Consider the following 19,036-nt stretch of genomic DNA (forward strand, 5'->3'; position numbering starts at 1 on the left):
TGGTATTTTTTATTATACGGGTTCACTTATCTTTAGGTTAATAATTTAATGAGATCGTATATGAAAGCATTTTGTTTAACCCTTGCCCTGTTCACCGCCTTCGCAGCGGGTGCACAGGAAAAGGGCGTTGTAATCAGCAATCTGGAAAATGGTAAAATCAATGCAGCCACCCCGGTTAAAAATCAGGGCATGACTGGCACCTGCTGGTCATTCTCTTCTACTTCCATGGTAGAATCGGAGTGTTTACGCAAAGGACTGCCTGAACTGGATCTCTCTGAAATGTTTACCGCCCGCAATATTTATATCGAAAAAGCCAAAAACTATGTGCGCCGACAGGGCTTTGCCCGTTTCGATGAAGGCGGACTGGCCCACGATGTAATCCATTCCATTGCCGCTTATGGCATAGAACCGGAAAGCGTTTACAGCGGTTTAAAAAGCAATGCCACCGTTCACAACCACTCAGAAATGGTGGTAACCATGAAAAAATACCTCGACAGTATCATCAAAGTATCCCCTGTGCCGGATAACTGGATATCACAATTCACCGGTATCCTCGATCAGTATATGGGAGCGCCGCCGGCCACCTTTGACTATAATGGTAAAACATATACCCCGCAGAGTTTTGCGAAGGAAGTGGTAAAATTCAATGAAGACGACTATGTTTTCCTGACTTCCTTTACGCACCACCCTTTTTACAAACCTTTCATCATTGAAGTACCAGACAACTTCTCCAATGGAGCTTATTATAATGTGCCCGTAAAAGAACTGACCGGTATTACCGAAGCTGCCCTTCAAAAAGGCTACACCGTGTTATGGGATGCAGATGTAAGTAACCGCGGGTTCGCCAGTAGCAAAGGCTTTGCGCTGCTCACCTCACCGGAAATCACGCTGAAAAAAGATAGTATCGATCCGGATATGACTGAACCCGCTTATACACAGGACTCACGTCAAAAGCTATATGAAGAGCTGATTACACAGGATGATCACCTGATGCACATTACGGGGATCGAAAAATCGCCAAAGGGTAAAACGTTCTTCCTGGTAAAAAATTCATGGGGTAAAAACTCCAGTCCGTTTGGTGGCTATGTAAATGTATCCGAGGCTTACTTCGCTGTAAATACCATCACCATCGTTGTTCCAAAAGCCGCACTGGATAAATCTTTCCAAAAGAAATACACCAGTACCAACTAAATATGCATGACAAAAGCGCAAAGAAATTTTCACAGTTGTATTCAGTTGCGTTGCCCCGTAAAATTTCTTTGCGCCTGTTGTCTGCCGGTCACGGATAGCTTTATCTGCGATTGATTGGCATAGGTAACGAAGCACCTGCTGTTACCGGACCAGGGATTTATGAATAAAGGATAGTAAACCCTTTGATATGTTGTACATCACCGTCGGTGATTTCCAGTTCCTTCACTGCAGCCATAGCAGGCCCAGACCTGCACCATGCAATAAAGTCTTCCATTTCTTCTGCCGTTCCCTCTGCCAGTATCCACACACTTCCGTCCAGCAGATTTTTAACTTGCCCATGTATATGCATTGAATCGGCTACACGCTTTGCATTAGCTCTGAATCCTACTCCCTGCACACGGCCCTTCACAATAATTTCTTTGTGTACAACTGTTCTGGTTGCCATAAATTTATAACGATTTACCCTGTAATGGTCTTCTTCGGATGGGGTTATATCACATGAATACAGCTCCCACTCAAAACATACTAAATATTCGTCAAAGATACAAACAACCGGAAAACTAATTACAGGCAGGGACCTTCAGGGCATACCAGAAAAAGAAGAATTGGTTATACAAACAACTATCTGAACCAGGATTTACCGGATTTATGGATACGCAGCAACCTATGAAAATGTGTGCCTACGGATCAAATAACTACCGCAATTCCACAGCCAACCTGTGACAGCAGGCGAAAAACTGCAATAGCAACAGTACGAAAGGATGGTTAACTTGAGGGTAACAAACATTGATGAAAATTGATATAGGGGATAACAAATTATTTTATCCGTAACATCTTCACCAATCCTGCGAATCTACCATCCGGTAATTCCTGCATCAGATTATAGTGTACTGCTTACGCAGCAGCATAATTAAACAATGAACCTACCATGTGCTCAATATCTCCAAAGACAAAGTCTTTCACCCGCTCATACTTACCACCGGACGCTGGCCTTTTCAGCAGGCTAAAACAATGACAGTTAAAGCTGCGTACAAAAATCTGCTGCGCCAGCAATGGCATAATCATATTTACCTCCGCATCCTGCAAGCCTCTCGCCAACATAATATGCGGCTTGAATGTTTGTGGCTTCAACTCAAAAGTTTGCATAATACTGCGGTGCAAATCGATCAATGGCTTGGGGTTAGCGACATTAATGAAAACACTGTTGTGCCCGTCCGCATGCCTCAAGGCATCAATCTTTGCCGTATAGATGGCAAACCCAGCCTGTTTACGTGCTACCTCTTCCAGCATATCGACAAAGTCGTCCTGGAAACGTTCAGGAAAAGCAGACCTGAACAAGGCCACATGAACCGGTGCGGCAGACATCATCGTATCGCTTAACTCAGTTGCTACAAACTGACGGATACGGGTCACATCTTTCGCAACCAATGCATCCGGATTCACTACCACTAAATAATCAAATACCTCTTCCGAAATTTCATAATTCGTATTCATAACCTGATATTTTAATTCTCCCTGTTAGAATGACAATACGAATATACAACCTTTTTTCAGAAATACTAATATTTTTAGCATTATTTACTAAAAAAATACGCAGCCTTTATAACTGCGTATTTCTCAATTACTTAAGATAACTTTTCAATAATCGCCACAAAGTCGGCTGCCACCAGGGAAGCGCCGCCAATCAAACCACCGTCTACATCCGGGCTGGCAAACAGTTCTGCCGCATTTCCCGGCTTCGCGCTACCACCATATAAAATAGAAGTATGCAAGGCTGCCTCACGGCCAAATTTATTAGCAATCTGCGAACGGATAAAAGCATGCATGTCCTGCGCCTGTGCAGAACTGGCTGTTAAACCGGTACCGATGGCCCAGATAGGCTCGTAAGCAATCACCACATTCTTCAGCTGCTCTTCTGTAAGATGAAACAAACTTTCTTCCAGCTGCTTGGCCACATAGGCATTCTGCGTTTCTGCCTGTCTTATTTCCAGCGGTTCGCCACAGCAGAAAATAGGCTTCAAACCGTTAGCCAGCACCTGGTCTATCTTCTTTGCCAGCATAGCATTGCTTTCCTGGAAATATTCCCTTCTTTCAGAGTGACCCAGAATAACATAATCAACACCTATTGATTGCAGCATTTCCGCAGATACCTCACCGGTATAAGCACCGGATTTTTCACTGTAACAGTTCTGTGCCGCCACATAAAAACCAGGATAGCTTTTCAGTAACGATTTCGCTTTCTGCAAATAAGGAAACGGTGTAGCCACAATTACTTCCTGTCCCTCTTTCAGCTTCAGTCCTGCCTGCAGGATATCGTTGATCAGCTGCTCACCCTGTGCCAGCGTAAGGTTCATTTTCCAGTTACCTGCAACAATTTTCTTTCTCATACTATGATATTAAGTTTTAAGGTCTTTCTGATTTATTTGTGCATATAATGCTTCCAATACCTGCTTATCCTTTTCCGTAAGCTCCTTCCCCTTCAAAGCCATCCAGTTACCGGCATCCTTCAGGGCTTCTGCCAAACGGTAGGCGCCCTGGTCTCCCCAACTGTATGAACCCACAAATTTGGGCGGAAAATGCCCGCCAAACACGTTGCACGACACGCCGATCACAGTACCGGTATTCAGCATGGTATTAATACCGCACCTGCTGTAATCACCCATCAGCAATCCACATTTTATACCTGCAGATACCGCCTCACCCTGCGCCTCCATCCATACTTTCACCTCAGATACATTATTCTTCAGGTTGGAACCGGATGTATTGGCTCCCAGGTTACACCATTCCCCTATCACCGCATCGCCCAGGTAACCGTCATGGCCTTTGTTGGAATAACCAAACATCACACTGTTCTTGATCTCGCCTCCACCCGTACAGTACGGCCCTAATGTTGTAGCGCCATATATTTTACTTCCCATTTTCAATACAGCTCCCTCTCCCATTGCAAAGGGTCCCCTGATCATACAGCCTTCCATCACTTCCGCATCCTTCCCTATATAAATCGGGCCGGTAGCAGCGTTCAGTATACTGTACTCTACCTTCGCGCCTGGCTCCACGAAAATGTCCGTATGATTGATCTGTTGATTGGTGTGTGATAAGATGACAGATTTCCTGCCTGCTGTAAGCAGTTGATAATCTGCCCTGATTGCTTTATCGTTGAGCGCAAAGATATCCCAAGGCTTATAAATTCCCAGTACTTCCGCCGGATAATTTTTCCTGGCGCCCGGAGCCAGCAGGGAGGCGCCATCCCCCTGTACCACTTTAGCCAGTAACTGGTTGTCTTTATACAACTCCTCTTCCGGCTGTAACTCAAGAATAGCAGCTACCAGCCCGGCGTCCGGCAGTATATGTCCACTCAGTAAGATGTTAACGGTTTGGTTGTCTTTGTACAACAGGGGGAATTTGTCCTGCAGGTGCGGTACAGTGAAATGACTAGTACCCGTACCCAGCCAGTGCTCCCACTTCTCCTGTATAGTGAGTATCCCTACTCTGCAGGCTGCAATGGGTCTTGTATGCGTAAAGGGGTATAACAGTTCACGTACGGGCGTGTCAAAAAGAATATAGTTACGCTCCATAGGGGGCTAAAATAGAAAATCCCATCGGCTTATCGATGGGATTCTTCTAAAAAAATATTTTACTTAGAAACTATGCTTTCTTAGCGTAGCGCTTGTTGAATTTGTCAATACGTCCTGCAGTATCCACCAACACATTCTTACCAGTATAAAAAGGGTGAGAAGTATTGGAAATTTCCAACTTAATCAACGGATACTCATTACCATCTTCCCACTTTGCAGTTTCTTTGGAAGGAGCGGTAGAGCGGCTTAAAAAGCTCTCGCCGTTTGACATATCTTTAAATATCACAAATCTGTAACTTTCTGGATGGATTCCCTGTTTCATATCAAAATTATTGTAAATACAGGGTGCAAAGTTAACTAAATTTCTTTAACACCCAAAGATTATTCGTAAAAAAATCAGGATTTCATGTTAATATACTGCAAAGGTATACCCAGGTTGGATTCCTTCGCCTTTTGTATAACCTCCTGTAAGTCATCAATCTTCTTCCCGGTTACCCGTATAATATCATCCATAATGGCTGCCTGCACCTTTAAACCGGCGTCCTTGATCATCTTCACTATCTTCTTGGCATCTTCCTGCTTAATACCATTGCGTACAGGTATTTCTTTCTTAAATACCTTCCCGCTCTGGTAAGGCTCCTTGCTCAGGTCGTAAATACTGGCGTCCAGCCCCTGGCGCATGGTCCTGCTTACCAGCACATCCAGTACCTGGCCCAGCTTCATATCGCTTTCTACCTCTATATTCAGCACCAGTTCTTTCTTATTCAGCTCAATCTCCACATGTGAACCCTTGAAATCAAACCTGTTGGTGATCTCTTTCTTCACCGTGTTAATAGCATTATCCAGTGTCTGTAAATCTACTTTGCTAACAATATCAAAGGATGGCATAACTTAAAATTTTATATTCGAACAACAAATATAAAAAAGAAAAAGCAGGTAGAGAACTACCTGCTCGTTATATACTCTAAATCTAACTTGTTATTATATCTTGCTGATCTTACCCATTCCGGATACAGACTGGGTAACATTCGGTTCTCCTTTATATTTTACCTTTCCCATCCCGGAAATACCTATCTCCAGTTTCTTCTGCACAAATACATCTGCCTTACCGGTACCGGAAATACCAATCTTTGCATCATCAGTAGCCAGATCCAGCGCTGAAATATCAGCGGACCCTGAAATACCATAATCAGCCTTGTCTGTATTGCCTTTCAGGACAATATTACTGGCCCCGGAAACACCTACCTTCAGTTCATGGGTACGGATGTCCAGATCGGCACCAGCTGCGCCACTAAACCTCAGCTGGATGCGGTCGCTGGTAAGCTTTCCCTTGCTCGTAAAACCACCGGCGCCGCTGGCCGACAACTTATCTACCTTCTGCAGCGTGATGTATACTTTGATTTCTTTGGTAGGCTGAATGTTATACCCCTTCTTGGTATGGATCGTTAACTCGTCGCCGGCGATATCTGTCTGGATATAAGGCAGCAGGTTATCTTCTGCCTCTACCCGGATACTGTGGGTATTCCCCTGTTCTATAATCACCTTATACACACCGGAAGTGCTGATATCTGTAAACGCAGACGCATTCCGGGATTCTTCTTTCACATTCCCGTTTCCCGTTATTCTTTGATCGCTCTGATGCGAAAAGGAAACAAGTACACTGGCAGTGAGCAACAATGGCAAAGCAACCAGGAAGTAAGCAGCAATTCGTTTCATAGTGTAGTATTATTTTAAAAAGATTTTAGAATGGCGTTCTGATCTGTTTAATACGTACCCAGGTTTACATCGGTGTTTACACCGCGTATTTTTATATAGGGAGATGAATCACTTCCTCCCCCCGCATGTGCAGAATAACGCAGGGTCGAATTCGTTTTATTGGACACCACATTCTTCAGCTCCAGCCCGCCGGTATCCAGATCCCCGTTTACCAGGTTTGCTTCTATCGACAATGGTTGCCTCGCTCCGAATCGGATATCCAGATCCGAATAGGTGAGTTGAAAATCTGCCTGCTTGAATCCACTGCTCACTTTTTCTATCTTCACATCTCCATAAGTCATGTTTAAATCAACAGACTGCTGCAATTCCTTTAACCGCACATCTGAATAAGTACCCCGGCCAGACACTGTACCCACTGCATCTATTTTATAATCATCGTAGTTGGAAGAAATTTTCAGGTTGCCCACCCGGCCGAACACATACTCACTGTAATTGGAATTGGCATTCAGTGATTCCAGTTGCCCGCCCCGGATGGCGGAATAATTCCCCTTCACCGTTACATTACCTGCTTTGCCCACCTTCCCCTTATCACAATAATTTATTTTGAAGAGAAGGTCCTGCGCCTCGCGGATATCAAAAGTGCAATAGTTCATTTCCAGCGTCACAGGAAAACTAAATTTATCCGCAATCACATCGCCAAACTGGTTCTTCACCAGTAAATTCTGCAGGCTTTGCGGAATATAAATATCGTAGTCAATGTTCACGTAGTCTTTGGAATCCATTTTTCCTCCCCATGAAAACCAACCGGAATTGTTTTTCGACGGGCTGTAATAAGTGCTCAGCGATACCCCATTATTACTCTGGTTGGTGTTCACTTCCACCATTTCTGCAATGGCTTTGGCCTGTTCATCATTCTTACCAAAACCTGTAACGGTGATGGTGGCTTTGATTTCATTTTTGTTCGATGTGTGAAAAATGATTTTGCCATACTTATTGGAAAGGTTCAACGTGGCGTTATCATTTACAGTAAACTCCTTTACAATAGTTCTTTTATAAGCCGTAGCTCCATTGTGGGCCTGCGCCATTAATGGCAGCAGCAGAAATAACAAGCATTTAAATTTCAGCTTCATAATGTTTTTTTGTTTGACCGGGAGCTACATGTTTATTGTGCAACTCTTCCAAAATTTTATCCAACAGATCCAGCTTCAGCTGGTAATAGCGGACCATAGCAGCGCGGATTCTTTCATTGCCCGGATTATTTTTTAATTCCTTCTCCAGTGCTTTATAAGTATCATTGCGAAGTTCCAGTTCCTTACGGGCAGCGCTATCCAGCCCCAGCGCTGAATCGGGATAAGCATCAATCAACTGCAATTTTTCGTTTATACGCGACGTATAGTAAACGCCCGCTTCCTGGATGTCAGGCGCTAACACGGCAAGTTCCTGCTGCTGCGGCTGACGGTTTTTGGTGAAGTAAAACAGCGCGCCGGCATTGGCCAGCAAAACTGCGATCACGGCTGCTTTAAACCAGTTTTTCTGTAAAAGGGAAATCACCTTTCCTTTGCGCCTGCCCGTCAGCTCCTGCTCCAGTGCGCTCCAAACCCTCGGTGAAGGGCCCTGTTCCTCAAATTCGTCCCGGTGCTGGCGGATAAAACCTTCAAAATTGTCTGGCATTAACGAGTTACATTTTGCTGTTTTACAATTTGTCTTACTTTCTCCTTTGCACGCATATACTGCGTTTTCACAGTGGATTCGGTGATACCCAGCATCTCTGCTATTTCCCGGTGCGAATACTCTTCAAAAAGATAGAGATTCAATACGGTACGGTATCCCTGCGGTAAACTATGAATGGCAGACTTTACTGCGGCTACGGTCCAGGTAAACTGGGCCTCATCAATCCCCTCTTCAGCCAATACTTCCACTTCATCCACATCTTCAAAATACACCTTCTTTTTACGTAGTGTATTCAAACAATGATTTACCACAATCCGCTTGATCCAGGCACTGATACTGGCCTCACGCTCCAGCTTATGAATGCTTTTATGCACCTGGATGAAAGCCTCCTGCAAAGTGTCTTCCGCATCACTCACGTTATTGGTCATACGCAGGCAAATGTTGTACATCGCAGCCGAATAGGCTTCGTACAATTCACGAAATGCACGGACATCTCCTTTTTTGCAGCGTTCTACTATATATGCTGCGAGTGGCGTCTGATTCAAGTTAGTGGCTGATGCTTTCATTATAAAGACAGTAATTGTAAAAAAGGTTGCATGATGCTGACGGGGAAATTTCCGGTTTGGTGAGACTTTGTCCGTTTAATTACCAGCAAAAATTTGTTATCTGATTAATTATTAATTATTTATAGAGAATGGATGAAAGTGATATCCGGTAAAAAATTTCTTCAAAATTATTGTAAACACCCTCGCTTCTATGTCAAATTATACCAAACTGCCGTTTCCTGTGATGAAACCGGCACATCTGTATACCGGCGAAATTGGTAAGGAAAACGCAGCCCGGTAAAGGGCCACGTTTTTCCATCCTTATATACCTAAAAAACCATCTTCCCAACAGGCTGGCCTAGTTACCACCCTGTTTTACACGATTTTGTTCCGCTTCCAGTCCGGTTTGACGGCTGCGGGCTGCTTTTACATTAGTATTCCCAAAACGGTAGTTGAAGGTCAGGCGAAACTGTTGTGCATCCCATTTGCTGGAAACAGCAGTATATCTGCCTGCATTATCAAAGTCCCCGCGGAAATAATTAGTTTTAAACACATCCGTTACATTGAGTTTCACAGATCCTTTCCCTTTCAGTACTTTCTGGGAAACACCCAGATCCAGGGAACACATAGATTTCATCTTGAACAGCCCATCTTCGGTCACCTGCGGAGATACGTAAAAGAACACTGCTTCTGCAGACAAGTCCTTGCTCAGGGTGAATGTTTGCTGGGTGCGTCCGAAGAATCCGGCAGACGACAGTTTCACCTGGTGATCGTTTACCACGGTTTCAAACATCGCATAAGATACTGACACCGTGGTAAGGCTCATCCACCACTTGGTAATGGGCATCGGTACCGTTACGTTCAGGTTAAAGTTGTCGGCCTTAGCCACGTTCAGGTATTTGTACCGCAGAATGGAAGTATCCCCGGTCGCCTTATCCACATCAGACTCCAGTATCTGGGTCATCAGGTCTTTTGTATGCGCGTATCCTACGGAGGTGATCAGGAAATCCTTAAAGGTATGCGTGATCTCAAAATTGTTGGAATACTGTGGCTTCAGGTTAGGATTACCAGACTCCTTTGTATACCTGTCCAGGTAAAATTCAAACGGATTCAGATCTTCATAGCTCGGACGCTGAATACGGCGGCTATAGGTCAGTCCAAGCGTATTATCCTTATTCAGTTTATATGTCAATGCCATGCTGGGAAACAGGTTAAAGTAAGTAGAATCATTCTTCACTTCCATCTGCTGCTGGTTCTTCATCGACACTGATGTACCGGTGATATGCGTTTGCTCACCGCGTAATCCTACCTGCACATTCACCTTCTTAAATTGTTTGTTGAAATTGATATACGCCGCGTTCACATTTTCCTTGTAGATAAAGTGGTTGGAACGGTTTTCATCCAGCACCCAGTTGCCCATTCTCAGGGAGTCGAAACGCGCATCATTATCGGTTTTCACAAAGCTTACCTTTACGCCGGCTTCAAATTTTGCCTGGTTCTTCAGTGGATGTATGTAATCAATTTTTGCAGTTTTGATGTCGATGCTGGAAGGCTGATTGTTCCGGGAAGTATCGCTGCCCAGGAAACCTTTTTCAGCCCCATCGCGGGATACTGCATATATAGTAGCATGCTGCGCATCTTTGTTTTTTGCGTAATCCAGGTCAATATTCAATTCCTTACCGGTAGTATCCAGGATGCCGCGGTAGTTTAAATTAAATGCATTCCGGGTCCAGGTTTTAGCGTCGTTGGTATTGGTTTTCAGGATAGAGTCCACCTGTCTGCCATTGCCAATACGGGTGGTGGCATAGCTGGGGATTTTGCGATCGCCGCCGGATAAATCTGCCATTACACCAATTGTATGTCCTTTACTGATAAAATAATCTGCTCCTATTTTACCAGCTTTGTAATTGGATTTTGTGTGCATGTTGTTTACCTGGTCATACACACTCAGCTGATTATTTTCTGTGAGGGAGCGGTATAAACCCAGGTCCTGCTGTTGTTCACGGTGACTGTAATTACCGGAACCATATATATTGAATTTTTCATTGCGGTGGTTAAGGTTTAGTGCGCCGTTCCAGCGGGGCCAGAAGCCATAGCCACCACCCACGGTTATATTACCATTCGTACCATAGCTGGTGTTCTTCTTCAGTTTAAGGTTAATGATTCCCGCGTTGCCGGCTGCGTCATATTTGGCGGAAGGATTAGCGATCAGCTCAATCTGATCTACATTGGTGGCTGGCATGCTTTTCAGCAGCTCGGCAACATCCTGGGAAGTCATATTGGTTGGTTTGCCATCTATCATGATTTGTACACCGCTCTTGCCTTTCATGGAAATATTACCGTCTTTGTCTACGGTTACCGTAGGCGATTTTTCCAATACTTCCATAGCAGAACCACCCGATGCAGTGATGCTGCTTTCCACATTCACTATCATCTTATCAGCTTTCTGCTCTACAAATGGCCGGCGGGCAGTTACGTCTACACCCTTTAAGGTTTTGGAGGCGGCTTCCAGTGCTACAGCCGGCGCTTTTATGGAGCTGGCGGCTACTTCAAAAGCGGGGCTGTAACGTTTGGTCATGCCAACTGAAACCGCGGCAACCAGGTATTTACCCTGTTTTACCTGCTCAAATTCATATTTACCATCTATATCTGCAATGGCTCCTTTCACCAAAGAGGAGTCTTTTGCTTTTAATAAGGTTACAGTAGCGAACGCTACAGGCTGGTTACCTGCCTGGATTACTTGTCCGGCTACTTTAGGGGCATTCTGCGCAAACGAGGTCAAAGCAGTCACTAACATACTCATTGTTAATGTTATAGCTTTAAAACTTGCTTTCATATGAGGTGATTTAGAGTTTAAACGTTGTCGATTTAGATTTCTTTTAGTTCCTTGGTTTGTATACTACAGTAGTTAAACCACTACAGTAGATTAACTACTACGATGTAAAAGTAGGTATTATGTATTACACAGTACATAGCATTACACAAACGGCATATAGACAGTGACGAATGGTAAAAAAACAGAGAACGATTAAAAAGACGACTGGCGCAAAGGAAAGTTGCAGGTAGGTTACAGCTATTTAAAATAGCGGTGTTAATGGAGGATGACCGGTATTATATAAGGACGGTGGCTGGTTTTTACAAACAGGGAATAAGGCCATGGCCTTGTAACCAGGGTTACAGTAACTAGTTATATGTTAGGGAGATGGAAAAACGGCATGGTCCCTTCTCAATTCAGGCGCTCATCCACCTTCATGATTTTCCGGTAACCGGACTTGCGGCGGTGGTGATAATAATTCATACCATAAACAAACAATACCATACAAAGTATTACCAGCAACATGGAAAGCGTGCTTCTGATTCCGAGTAAAAGATTATCAATCGATAGCATTCTGCCAGCTACGGATTCGGAGGCAGGCACCCAACGGGAAGATTGATCTGTACGCGGATTATAATCGGCGTAACCGTTTCCCGGAGCAAAACGCGCAGCAGCAGCTACAATGGCTAATTGCTGCTTAATCTGCTCCAGTTCCGTTACTTTACCGATAGCCGTAAAACAGAGTGCCCCCTTTCTTCCTAATAATCTTAACTCGTAATTCAGCATCGAAGGCTCATTTTTACCAAAATGTAAAACGCGGGCCCAATGCAGGGAATGATTGTTTTTATTATAATAAGGAGTAAAGGCCCAGTCCATACCGGAGATCTGCCCCACCCCTTTGCCGCTGCGTAGCAGGTTATCGTTTTTCAACTCCTCTTTCATCTCCGTCAGCAACTTCGTGTAATCAATCTGGCGGATCGCTGATTCCTCCATATAACCCGAAGGCTCAAAAGAAATCACAAAACCATGGAAATCTTTATCCATAGGTCCCATCCTCGCCGGCAACAGCACGCCCAGTGTATTCGGATTTTCCGGGTTGCCCCATAAATGCTCCACCAGCACACGGCTCTGCGCACCATCGAGCAGGCGGTACCCTTCTGGTACATTTAATATTGTACCCTCACCCAACGATTGTTCACCTGCTTTATAATAAAAGGAAGCAGCCACCATTTCAGAAGAATCCAGCTTGTCGTACCTGCTAAGACTGTCTTCCCTGGATAGGCCAAGGACATTGAGGCTGACAGTTAAGCAACTAAACACAACTACACTGTAAAAAAACGCACGCATAACTCTAATTGAATAGCCCGGGTAAAATTTACCAGCCTAACAAACAAGGATAAATTGCAATAAGGTATACAGATAATTATTGAGGCAATATTACAGATACATAATGCTGCTATAACTCCAGTGAAAAATTAATATTTAAATCAAAACCTGACAATAACACGTTAAATACATTTATGGATTTTCCAGTTTGAGGTTATCGAGGATATGTGGAAGTTCCAGTTGCAGCAGCTCAAAGAATTCCCGCTCTTCCCTGCGGATATGCGCTTCCAGGCTGCACGCCAGCACATCCATTGCGGCATCCATATCATTGCTGTCTGTGAGAGTGCTATACATACGGGAAATGATCAGGTGTTCTTCCTGCAACTCCCGGATCATTTTGTCAATCGCTTCATGCTGGCCTGCACATTTCTCAAAAAGATATTCTTCCTTTTGAATATGCGGTACCATCAGCTCCTGGAATATTTTTATGATATACTCAAATCTTGCCTGTGTTTCCAATGGGAAACCCTCGTACGGCGCGGCATCTTTTTTCAGGTAGCGGCATACAAATAAAAGGCGCTTGTGCTCGTGCGACAAGGGCACTAATGAAGAGTGACGTTGCATATACTATAATCAGGAAAGCTTATTTGCAGCAGTATTATTTTTACGATAGATGCCAATCAGTATAATACCACCAATTACCAGGAGCGTGGAAATGATTTCTGCCTGGGTGGGATGAAAGCCAAAAATATCATATCTCGTATCTACCCTGATCTTCTCTATAAAAAATCTTTCCACCCCATTTAATATCAGGTAGATGCCGAAAATTACACCCGGGATCTTTATTCTTTTGCGGATCGCCCAGAGGATGCCGAACAAAACCAGGCAAACAATAATTTCATATAACGGTGTGGGATATACGGCAATAGGTAATACTTTACAATAAGGACCATCACAACCAGCGATCTGTACTCCTTCTTTAATAACGTTGTGCGGGTAACCGTAGGCAAACAACCAATCCGGTAAAAAGCCCAGTGCCGCCGGTTTTTCAAAAGCAGCATGCGGTATTTTTTCTACTGATGAATATTGCTGCTGAAAGAAACCTGCATTTTTCTGAACAATGTCCTGGAATGTGGCAGGCGCCATTTTTACAGCGTGACCGGTATTGGTATCCACTCCATAAGCGCTGTTGTAAATACCCCAGTCGCCATCTCCGGAAAAATGACAACCCATTCTCCCGATAGCATAGGCCAGCATCAACGCAGGTGCAGCGCTGTCGATTAACGCACGGATATTGAATTGTTTTTTACGGGCATAACTGATGATCACAATCGCAGCTACAATCAGGCCGCCGTAAAAGGTAAGTCCGCTGAAAGACAACAGCGCCCCGATGGGGTCCTGCACAAAGTCGTTCCAGTTTTCAAGATTGTGAAATATTTTAGCGCCGAGTAATCCGGCAATAGCCGCCATTACAATAATATCCGGTACGCGGTGGTGTGGCATCACCAGCACCGTTTCTTCTTTTGGCTTAGGGAGTGCCTGTTTCTTTTTGGTGTAATATTTATATCCCGCCATGGCTGCGGCTACCAGGATACCGGCAAAAAGACTGCCTTGTCCCGAAAATACAAACGACTGTAAATCCTGTGAAGCGGTGTCCCACTGAAAAAAGATCCCCAGGATCTTGTATCCTATAATAAATCCTACTACGGCATTTCCAATCAATTCACCCTGCGAAGCCGGAAGCCCGGTTACTACTTTTTCAGGAATACCTTTCAGCAACCCCAGTGCTTCATAGCGTTTCAGTTCACGTGTTAAGATATAGGCGCCGGCCAGAAAGGCTATTGCCACAAAAAAACCAAACGTCTGAAAAATCTTTAAAAACGGAATCTCTAAGCCAAGCAGATCTCTGAACGCGTAATATAAATTAGGATACATAGCCGTAAAAAAATTGGTGATCTGAATCTTCCTATGAACAAAGCCGAATTTAATCAAAAGGAAAATCAAACCACCAAAGTACGATGCAATTTCGAATTTCTAAATTGGAATTTAGAAAAAATCGAATATTTAGCAATACTGTTCAAATGCGTCAGCCAGGTTCGCAGCAATCATTTGCGCGGAACGGCCTTCGATCATGTGGCGCTCAATAAAGTGCACCAACTCACCATTTTTAAACAGCGCTATCGCCGGGGAAGAAGGAGGATAAGGCATCAGGTGCGAACGGATTTGTCTTACCGCTTCACCATCAAAACCCGCAAAGCTGGTAGTCAGCCTGTCTGGCTTCTTTTCGCTGTGCGCTACTGCCAGCAATACACCCGGACGGGCGGTACCTGCAGAGCAACCACATACAGAATTGATTACCACCAGGGTAGTTCCTTCTTTCTGTAAAGTATTATCCACGCTCTCTGGTGTCAGCAATTCTTCAAATCCGTTATCTGTTAATTCCGCCTTCATGGGCATTACTAGTTCCGCTGGATACATATAATAAGAGTTTTTTCTGTTTATATTTTTTACAAAGTTAGTTATATGTACCCAGAAAGTAAAAAAATGGATAGCGATATAGACTTTTTGACACAAAACATACAATCATAATGACACAATGTCATAATCTGTAATCTTTTTACTAACAAAATAGCAGTTTTTATGACATGGTATCCCATTTGATCTGTACCAGCTGTCAAACAATAAAAATTGATTTCACACTAAAAAAATTTATAGGAACTATGACACACATTAAATTTAACCACAGCCCGCTTCCCAAATCATTTGGTGGATTAGTAGAAGACATTCTCAATGGAGGATTAAATAAGTATGTAAAAGATGATTTTCTGACCAACGATTACTTTACCACCCATCCTCCGGTAAACATCGTGGAAACGCCGGAAGCCTTCCTGCTCGACGTAGTAGCTCCCGGTTTCTCCAAAGAAGATTTCAAAATCAGTGCAGATGATAAAGCAATTACCATCAGCGCGGAAAAGAAAGCAGAAACAAAGAACGAAGGCGACAAACAGGTACGCCGTGAGTTCACCTTCAAATCTTTCAAACGGTCCTTCACCATCAGCGAACTGGTAGATGCAGGTAAGATTAATGCGAAATATGATAACGGAGTCCTGAAAGTAACCTTGGGCAAAAAGGAAAACAAACAGGATGCCCCTAAAGAAATAGTAGTGGAATAAGGGAAGCAGGGCTTCCTGTAAAAAGGAGGCCCGCTGTAGTAACATGAGGGTTTAAAAGGGATGCCTGTAAAGGCGTCCCTTTTTTGTGTATAATTCACACGAACGTTGAATCTGCTATTGTTTATTATGCAATAATTTGCCTCTCTAAGCACGCACTCATGGCAAAGCTCTTCCCGAAAGGCTGGTTACTCATAAAAAGCATTTACCTGAACACTGAAAAAGCAGTGATAGGCAGCATGCTTCTTCATACAGAAAATTCATACGAACAAGCGAAGATCAAACTGATCTTTGATTATGCTTTCTTCTATATTATGCTGCTCCTGAGCTTCCTCTTTGTAAATATGCTCAGCCAGAACACCGTGAATATCATCATCATTCCTGTAATCATTCTCGATCTGGCCATTTGCCTTTTACTGTTGAAAAAAGGAATAAGCGCTAAAACAGTTGGCCTGTTTGCCTCTTTATCCACACTCATCCTTCCTATTTTTTCGTCCCTGCTGAACAACCAGGACCTCGGCCCCAAATACACGCTGATATGGGTAATGAGTATCCTCGTTTGCTATATTACCGTCAACCTGTTCACCGCCCTCATCTGGAGCCTGATCCTTTGCACCTACCTGATAGCCGTTGCCTGGATCAAGATCAATAACGTGATGATATTCGTTTCACCTGGTTATTCATCCGCTTTCCAATACCTGGCTAACCCGTTTACGGTAGGCATGTATGTATTGTTCTTCATCAGGGCACTGGGGCAATACTACCGCAACCTGATTTCCATGGAACAAATGAGAACCGCCGAAAAGCAAAAACAACATTTATCGCTGATCAATCAACACCTGACCAAGCAGTTTTTACTGGTAAAAGGATTTTCGGCCTCAGGGAAAACAGCCGTTTTGAAGGGGGAAACAGAGTTACTGGAAAGTTGTTTTGAAGAAATTGAAAAACATTGCGGCTCCGCTGTCGACTACCTCAATGATTCTCAGGCGAAATGATACCTACACATCTGTGTTATAAAAGAATGCTTCCATATTAATATTATTCCTGCTATACTAATATGTAAATATTACCGTTTGTAGCGTTTTCGAACATTATGATAATAAATTCATCATTCTTACTGTATTCGGGGTAAAAACAGATTAGAAAAAATTACAACTTTTAGGGCTTACTGATACCTGCCGATAACGCTATCTTTGTAAGATCAAATATTCATCTCCTATTTTCCTTATGCCGGATGAATATCATCTAACCTATGCCATGATAGGGCTTTCAGTAAAATGAAAGCCTTTTTTTATCAAACTGAGAAAAAAAAAATGAAAAAAATAAGCCCCCCGAATAATCGGGGGGCTTTCAGTAGGATTACTAACCCATTTTTTTAATAACCCAAAATCTTCAGCATGCTCTGGGCGGTTTGCTCCTTGGCATATAACCAATCTTTCAACTGCCCGTTCTTGTCATATCCTACAATCACATGTTTGGGTGAAGGAATAAGACAATGCTTGATGCCTCCGTATCCGCTCAGCTGGTCCTGGTAGGCCCCTGTATGGAAAAATCCAATGTACAGCGGCTCTCCGGATGCCTGTTGCTTTGGCAGGAATACGGCGTTAATATGTTCTTCAGATGTATAAAAATCGTAGCCGTCACAGGTAAGTCCACCGAGATGCACCTCCTGGTATTCCTGGTCCCATTTATTAATAGGTAACATCAGGAACTTTTCTCCAATGCCCCATGTATCAGGTAACGTAGTAATGAAAGAACTATCGATCATGTACCAGGATTCCCTGTCATTCTGCATTTTTTCACCTATCACACTATAGATTACCGCACCGCTTTCGCCTACGGTAAAGGAACCAAACTCTGTGTAAATATTCGGTACAGGCACCTTATTCTTTTTACACATACTCTTAATGTTGGCCACAATCTCGTTTACAATATAGTTGTAATCATAATCGAAGCCCAAAGAGTGCTTGATCGGGAATCCGCCTCCAATATTGATACTGTCCAGTTCAGGGCAGATCTTCTTCAGCTGGCAATAGAGATTTATTACACGGTTAAACTGGCTCCAGTAATAAATATCGTCTTTAATCCCTTTATTCATGAAGAAGTGCAGCATTTTCAGCTCAAACTTCTCATTACCTTTTATTTTATCTACATAATATTCAAGGATATCACGTGGAGGAATGCCCAGCCTGGAGGTATAAAAGTCGAAACTTGGCTCCTCTTCTGCCGCTACCCTCAATCCCAGTTTCACCTTATCCTTACTCCTGATATTTCGCTTATAATCTTCCAGCTCTTCCTTATTATCCAGGATTGGCAGCACATTTTTAAACCCGCTGTTGATCAGTCGCGCTATGGCCCTGGTATATGCTTTGGTCTTAAAACCATTACAAATCACATAGGTCTCCTTATTTATCTTCTTGCGCTCATATAATTTATTGACGATATCAATATCATATGCAAAAGAAGTTTCAATATGTACCCCATGCTTCAGGGTCTCCTCCATAATAAAGGAGAAATGCGAACTTTTAGTACAATAGCAGTAAAAATACTCACCTTCGTACCTGTTCTTCTTAATGGCGTCATGGAACATTTTCTTCGCCTTATTAATCTGCATCCCGATTTTAGGCAGGAAGGTCAGTTTAAAGGGTGTTCCATATTTGTCTATCAATGCCTTTATATCCAAACCATTAAATTCCAGGTAGTTATCTTTTACTTCAAAGCCCTCCTGGGGAAATTCAAAGGTCTGTTTTACCAGGTCTGTGTAGGTGTTGTTCATTTAGTACTGCAAATGAATTTTAGGAATTAGTAATAGAAAAAAATAACAGGATAACAATCCTTTTTTCCCTCACTGGGAAACTCCTGGTTTACACACCTACGTCAGTTCGAACCCCAGCAAAATAGGTTGCAAATCTAAAGATTTTGTTGATTGCCACCTTAATTTTTTTCGGGAGGTATTCCTCGGAAAAGCCCAAATACCCGGGCAAATATACAAACAATTACAAGCCAACAAGTTAAATAATATTATTT

Annotated in this window: 19 protein-coding genes; 3 read left to right on the plus strand and 16 right to left on the minus strand. The window is 43.3% G+C overall.

Annotated elements, in window-relative coordinates:
* Positions 1–60 precede the first annotated feature (60 nt).
* Positions 61–1,191 (plus strand): C1 family peptidase, encoded by a 1,131-nt coding sequence (locus tag QFZ51_RS25975; RefSeq protein WP_429050372.1) that lies wholly within the window; start codon positions 61–63, stop codon positions 1,189–1,191.
* A 157-nt stretch (positions 1,192–1,348) separates the two neighbouring features.
* Here QFZ51_RS25975 and QFZ51_RS25980 read toward each other — a convergent pair whose 3' ends face one another.
* From QFZ51_RS25980 to QFZ51_RS26050, 15 genes are all read right to left on the minus strand, one after another.
* Positions 1,349–1,636 carry an acylphosphatase gene (locus QFZ51_RS25980; protein ID WP_370907917.1) on the minus strand — a complete coding sequence of 96 codons (288 nt, stop codon included), beginning with the start codon at positions 1,634–1,636 and terminating at the stop codon, positions 1,349–1,351.
* Positions 1,637–2,085: 449 nt separating this feature from the next.
* The gene (locus QFZ51_RS25985) at positions 2,086–2,685 is read right to left on the minus strand and encodes a 2'-5' RNA ligase family protein (RefSeq protein ID WP_079473373.1); all 600 of its coding nucleotides are present in this window, start codon (positions 2,683–2,685) and stop codon (positions 2,086–2,088) included.
* Between the two features lie 131 nt (positions 2,686–2,816).
* The gene (gene tpiA / locus QFZ51_RS25990; protein ID WP_370907918.1) at positions 2,817–3,578 is read right to left on the minus strand and encodes a triose-phosphate isomerase; all 762 of its coding nucleotides are present in this window, start codon (positions 3,576–3,578) and stop codon (positions 2,817–2,819) included.
* A 9-nt stretch (positions 3,579–3,587) separates the two neighbouring features.
* On the minus strand, positions 3,588–4,766 hold the full coding sequence (locus QFZ51_RS25995) for a putative sugar nucleotidyl transferase (RefSeq protein ID WP_429050373.1): 1,179 nt from the start codon (positions 4,764–4,766) through the stop codon (positions 3,588–3,590).
* A 70-nt stretch (positions 4,767–4,836) separates the two neighbouring features.
* Complete coding sequence (locus tag QFZ51_RS26000; protein ID WP_079473370.1) at positions 4,837–5,088, minus strand: type B 50S ribosomal protein L31; 252 nt, start codon at positions 5,086–5,088, stop codon at positions 4,837–4,839.
* Between the two features lie 74 nt (positions 5,089–5,162).
* Positions 5,163–5,654 carry a YajQ family cyclic di-GMP-binding protein gene (locus QFZ51_RS26005; RefSeq protein ID WP_370907920.1) on the minus strand — a complete coding sequence of 164 codons (492 nt, stop codon included), beginning with the start codon at positions 5,652–5,654 and terminating at the stop codon, positions 5,163–5,165.
* A 93-nt stretch (positions 5,655–5,747) separates the two neighbouring features.
* Entirely contained in the window at positions 5,748–6,482 is a 735-nt protein-coding gene (locus QFZ51_RS26010) for a head GIN domain-containing protein (RefSeq protein WP_429050374.1), read from the minus strand.
* A gap of 47 nt (positions 6,483–6,529) precedes the next feature.
* The gene (locus tag QFZ51_RS26015) at positions 6,530–7,612 is read right to left on the minus strand and encodes a hypothetical protein (protein WP_429050375.1); all 1,083 of its coding nucleotides are present in this window, start codon (positions 7,610–7,612) and stop codon (positions 6,530–6,532) included.
* Positions 7,596–8,153, minus strand: a complete 558-nt coding sequence (locus QFZ51_RS26020) for a hypothetical protein (protein WP_370907923.1) — start codon at positions 8,151–8,153, stop codon at positions 7,596–7,598. Before QFZ51_RS26020 ends, QFZ51_RS26015 begins: the two co-directional genes overlap by 17 nt.
* Entirely contained in the window at positions 8,153–8,719 is a 567-nt protein-coding gene (locus QFZ51_RS26025; RefSeq protein ID WP_429050376.1) for an RNA polymerase sigma factor, read from the minus strand. The genes QFZ51_RS26020 and QFZ51_RS26025 overlap by 1 nt, the downstream gene beginning before the upstream one ends.
* A gap of 337 nt (positions 8,720–9,056) precedes the next feature.
* Positions 9,057–11,501, minus strand: coding sequence for a TonB-dependent receptor domain-containing protein (locus tag QFZ51_RS26030; RefSeq protein WP_429050377.1), 2,445 nt, complete (start codon positions 11,499–11,501; stop codon positions 9,057–9,059).
* A gap of 423 nt (positions 11,502–11,924) precedes the next feature.
* Positions 11,925–12,860: a DUF2167 domain-containing protein gene (locus tag QFZ51_RS26035; RefSeq protein ID WP_429050378.1), complete on the minus strand. Its 936-nt coding sequence runs from the start codon at positions 12,858–12,860 to the stop codon at positions 11,925–11,927.
* Between the two features lie 171 nt (positions 12,861–13,031).
* Positions 13,032–13,463 carry a hemerythrin domain-containing protein gene (locus tag QFZ51_RS26040; RefSeq protein ID WP_429050379.1) on the minus strand — a complete coding sequence of 144 codons (432 nt, stop codon included), beginning with the start codon at positions 13,461–13,463 and terminating at the stop codon, positions 13,032–13,034.
* Between the two features lie 9 nt (positions 13,464–13,472).
* Positions 13,473–14,687 carry a prolipoprotein diacylglyceryl transferase family protein gene (locus tag QFZ51_RS26045; protein WP_370907928.1) on the minus strand — a complete coding sequence of 405 codons (1,215 nt, stop codon included), beginning with the start codon at positions 14,685–14,687 and terminating at the stop codon, positions 13,473–13,475.
* A 216-nt stretch (positions 14,688–14,903) separates the two neighbouring features.
* Positions 14,904–15,317: a BrxA/BrxB family bacilliredoxin gene (locus tag QFZ51_RS26050; protein ID WP_370907929.1), complete on the minus strand. Its 414-nt coding sequence runs from the start codon at positions 15,315–15,317 to the stop codon at positions 14,904–14,906.
* A 242-nt stretch (positions 15,318–15,559) separates the two neighbouring features.
* Between QFZ51_RS26050 and QFZ51_RS26055 the strand changes: the two genes are divergently transcribed.
* Together QFZ51_RS26055 and QFZ51_RS26060 are read left to right on the plus strand one after the other, a co-directional pair.
* Positions 15,560–16,012 (plus strand): Hsp20/alpha crystallin family protein, encoded by a 453-nt coding sequence (locus QFZ51_RS26055; protein WP_370907930.1) that lies wholly within the window; start codon positions 15,560–15,562, stop codon positions 16,010–16,012.
* A 158-nt stretch (positions 16,013–16,170) separates the two neighbouring features.
* On the plus strand, positions 16,171–17,004 hold the full coding sequence (locus QFZ51_RS26060) for a hypothetical protein (protein ID WP_429050380.1): 834 nt from the start codon (positions 16,171–16,173) through the stop codon (positions 17,002–17,004).
* A gap of 380 nt (positions 17,005–17,384) precedes the next feature.
* On the opposite strand, the gene QFZ51_RS26065 is transcribed toward QFZ51_RS26060, so the two are convergent.
* Positions 17,385–18,785 (minus strand): arginine decarboxylase, encoded by a 1,401-nt coding sequence (locus QFZ51_RS26065; protein ID WP_370907932.1) that lies wholly within the window; start codon positions 18,783–18,785, stop codon positions 17,385–17,387.
* Positions 18,786–19,036: the final 251 nt, after the last annotated feature.

It is taken from the genome of Chitinophaga sp. W3I9, assembly GCF_050434025.1.
Classification (GTDB): Bacteria; Bacteroidota; Bacteroidia; order Chitinophagales; family Chitinophagaceae; genus Chitinophaga.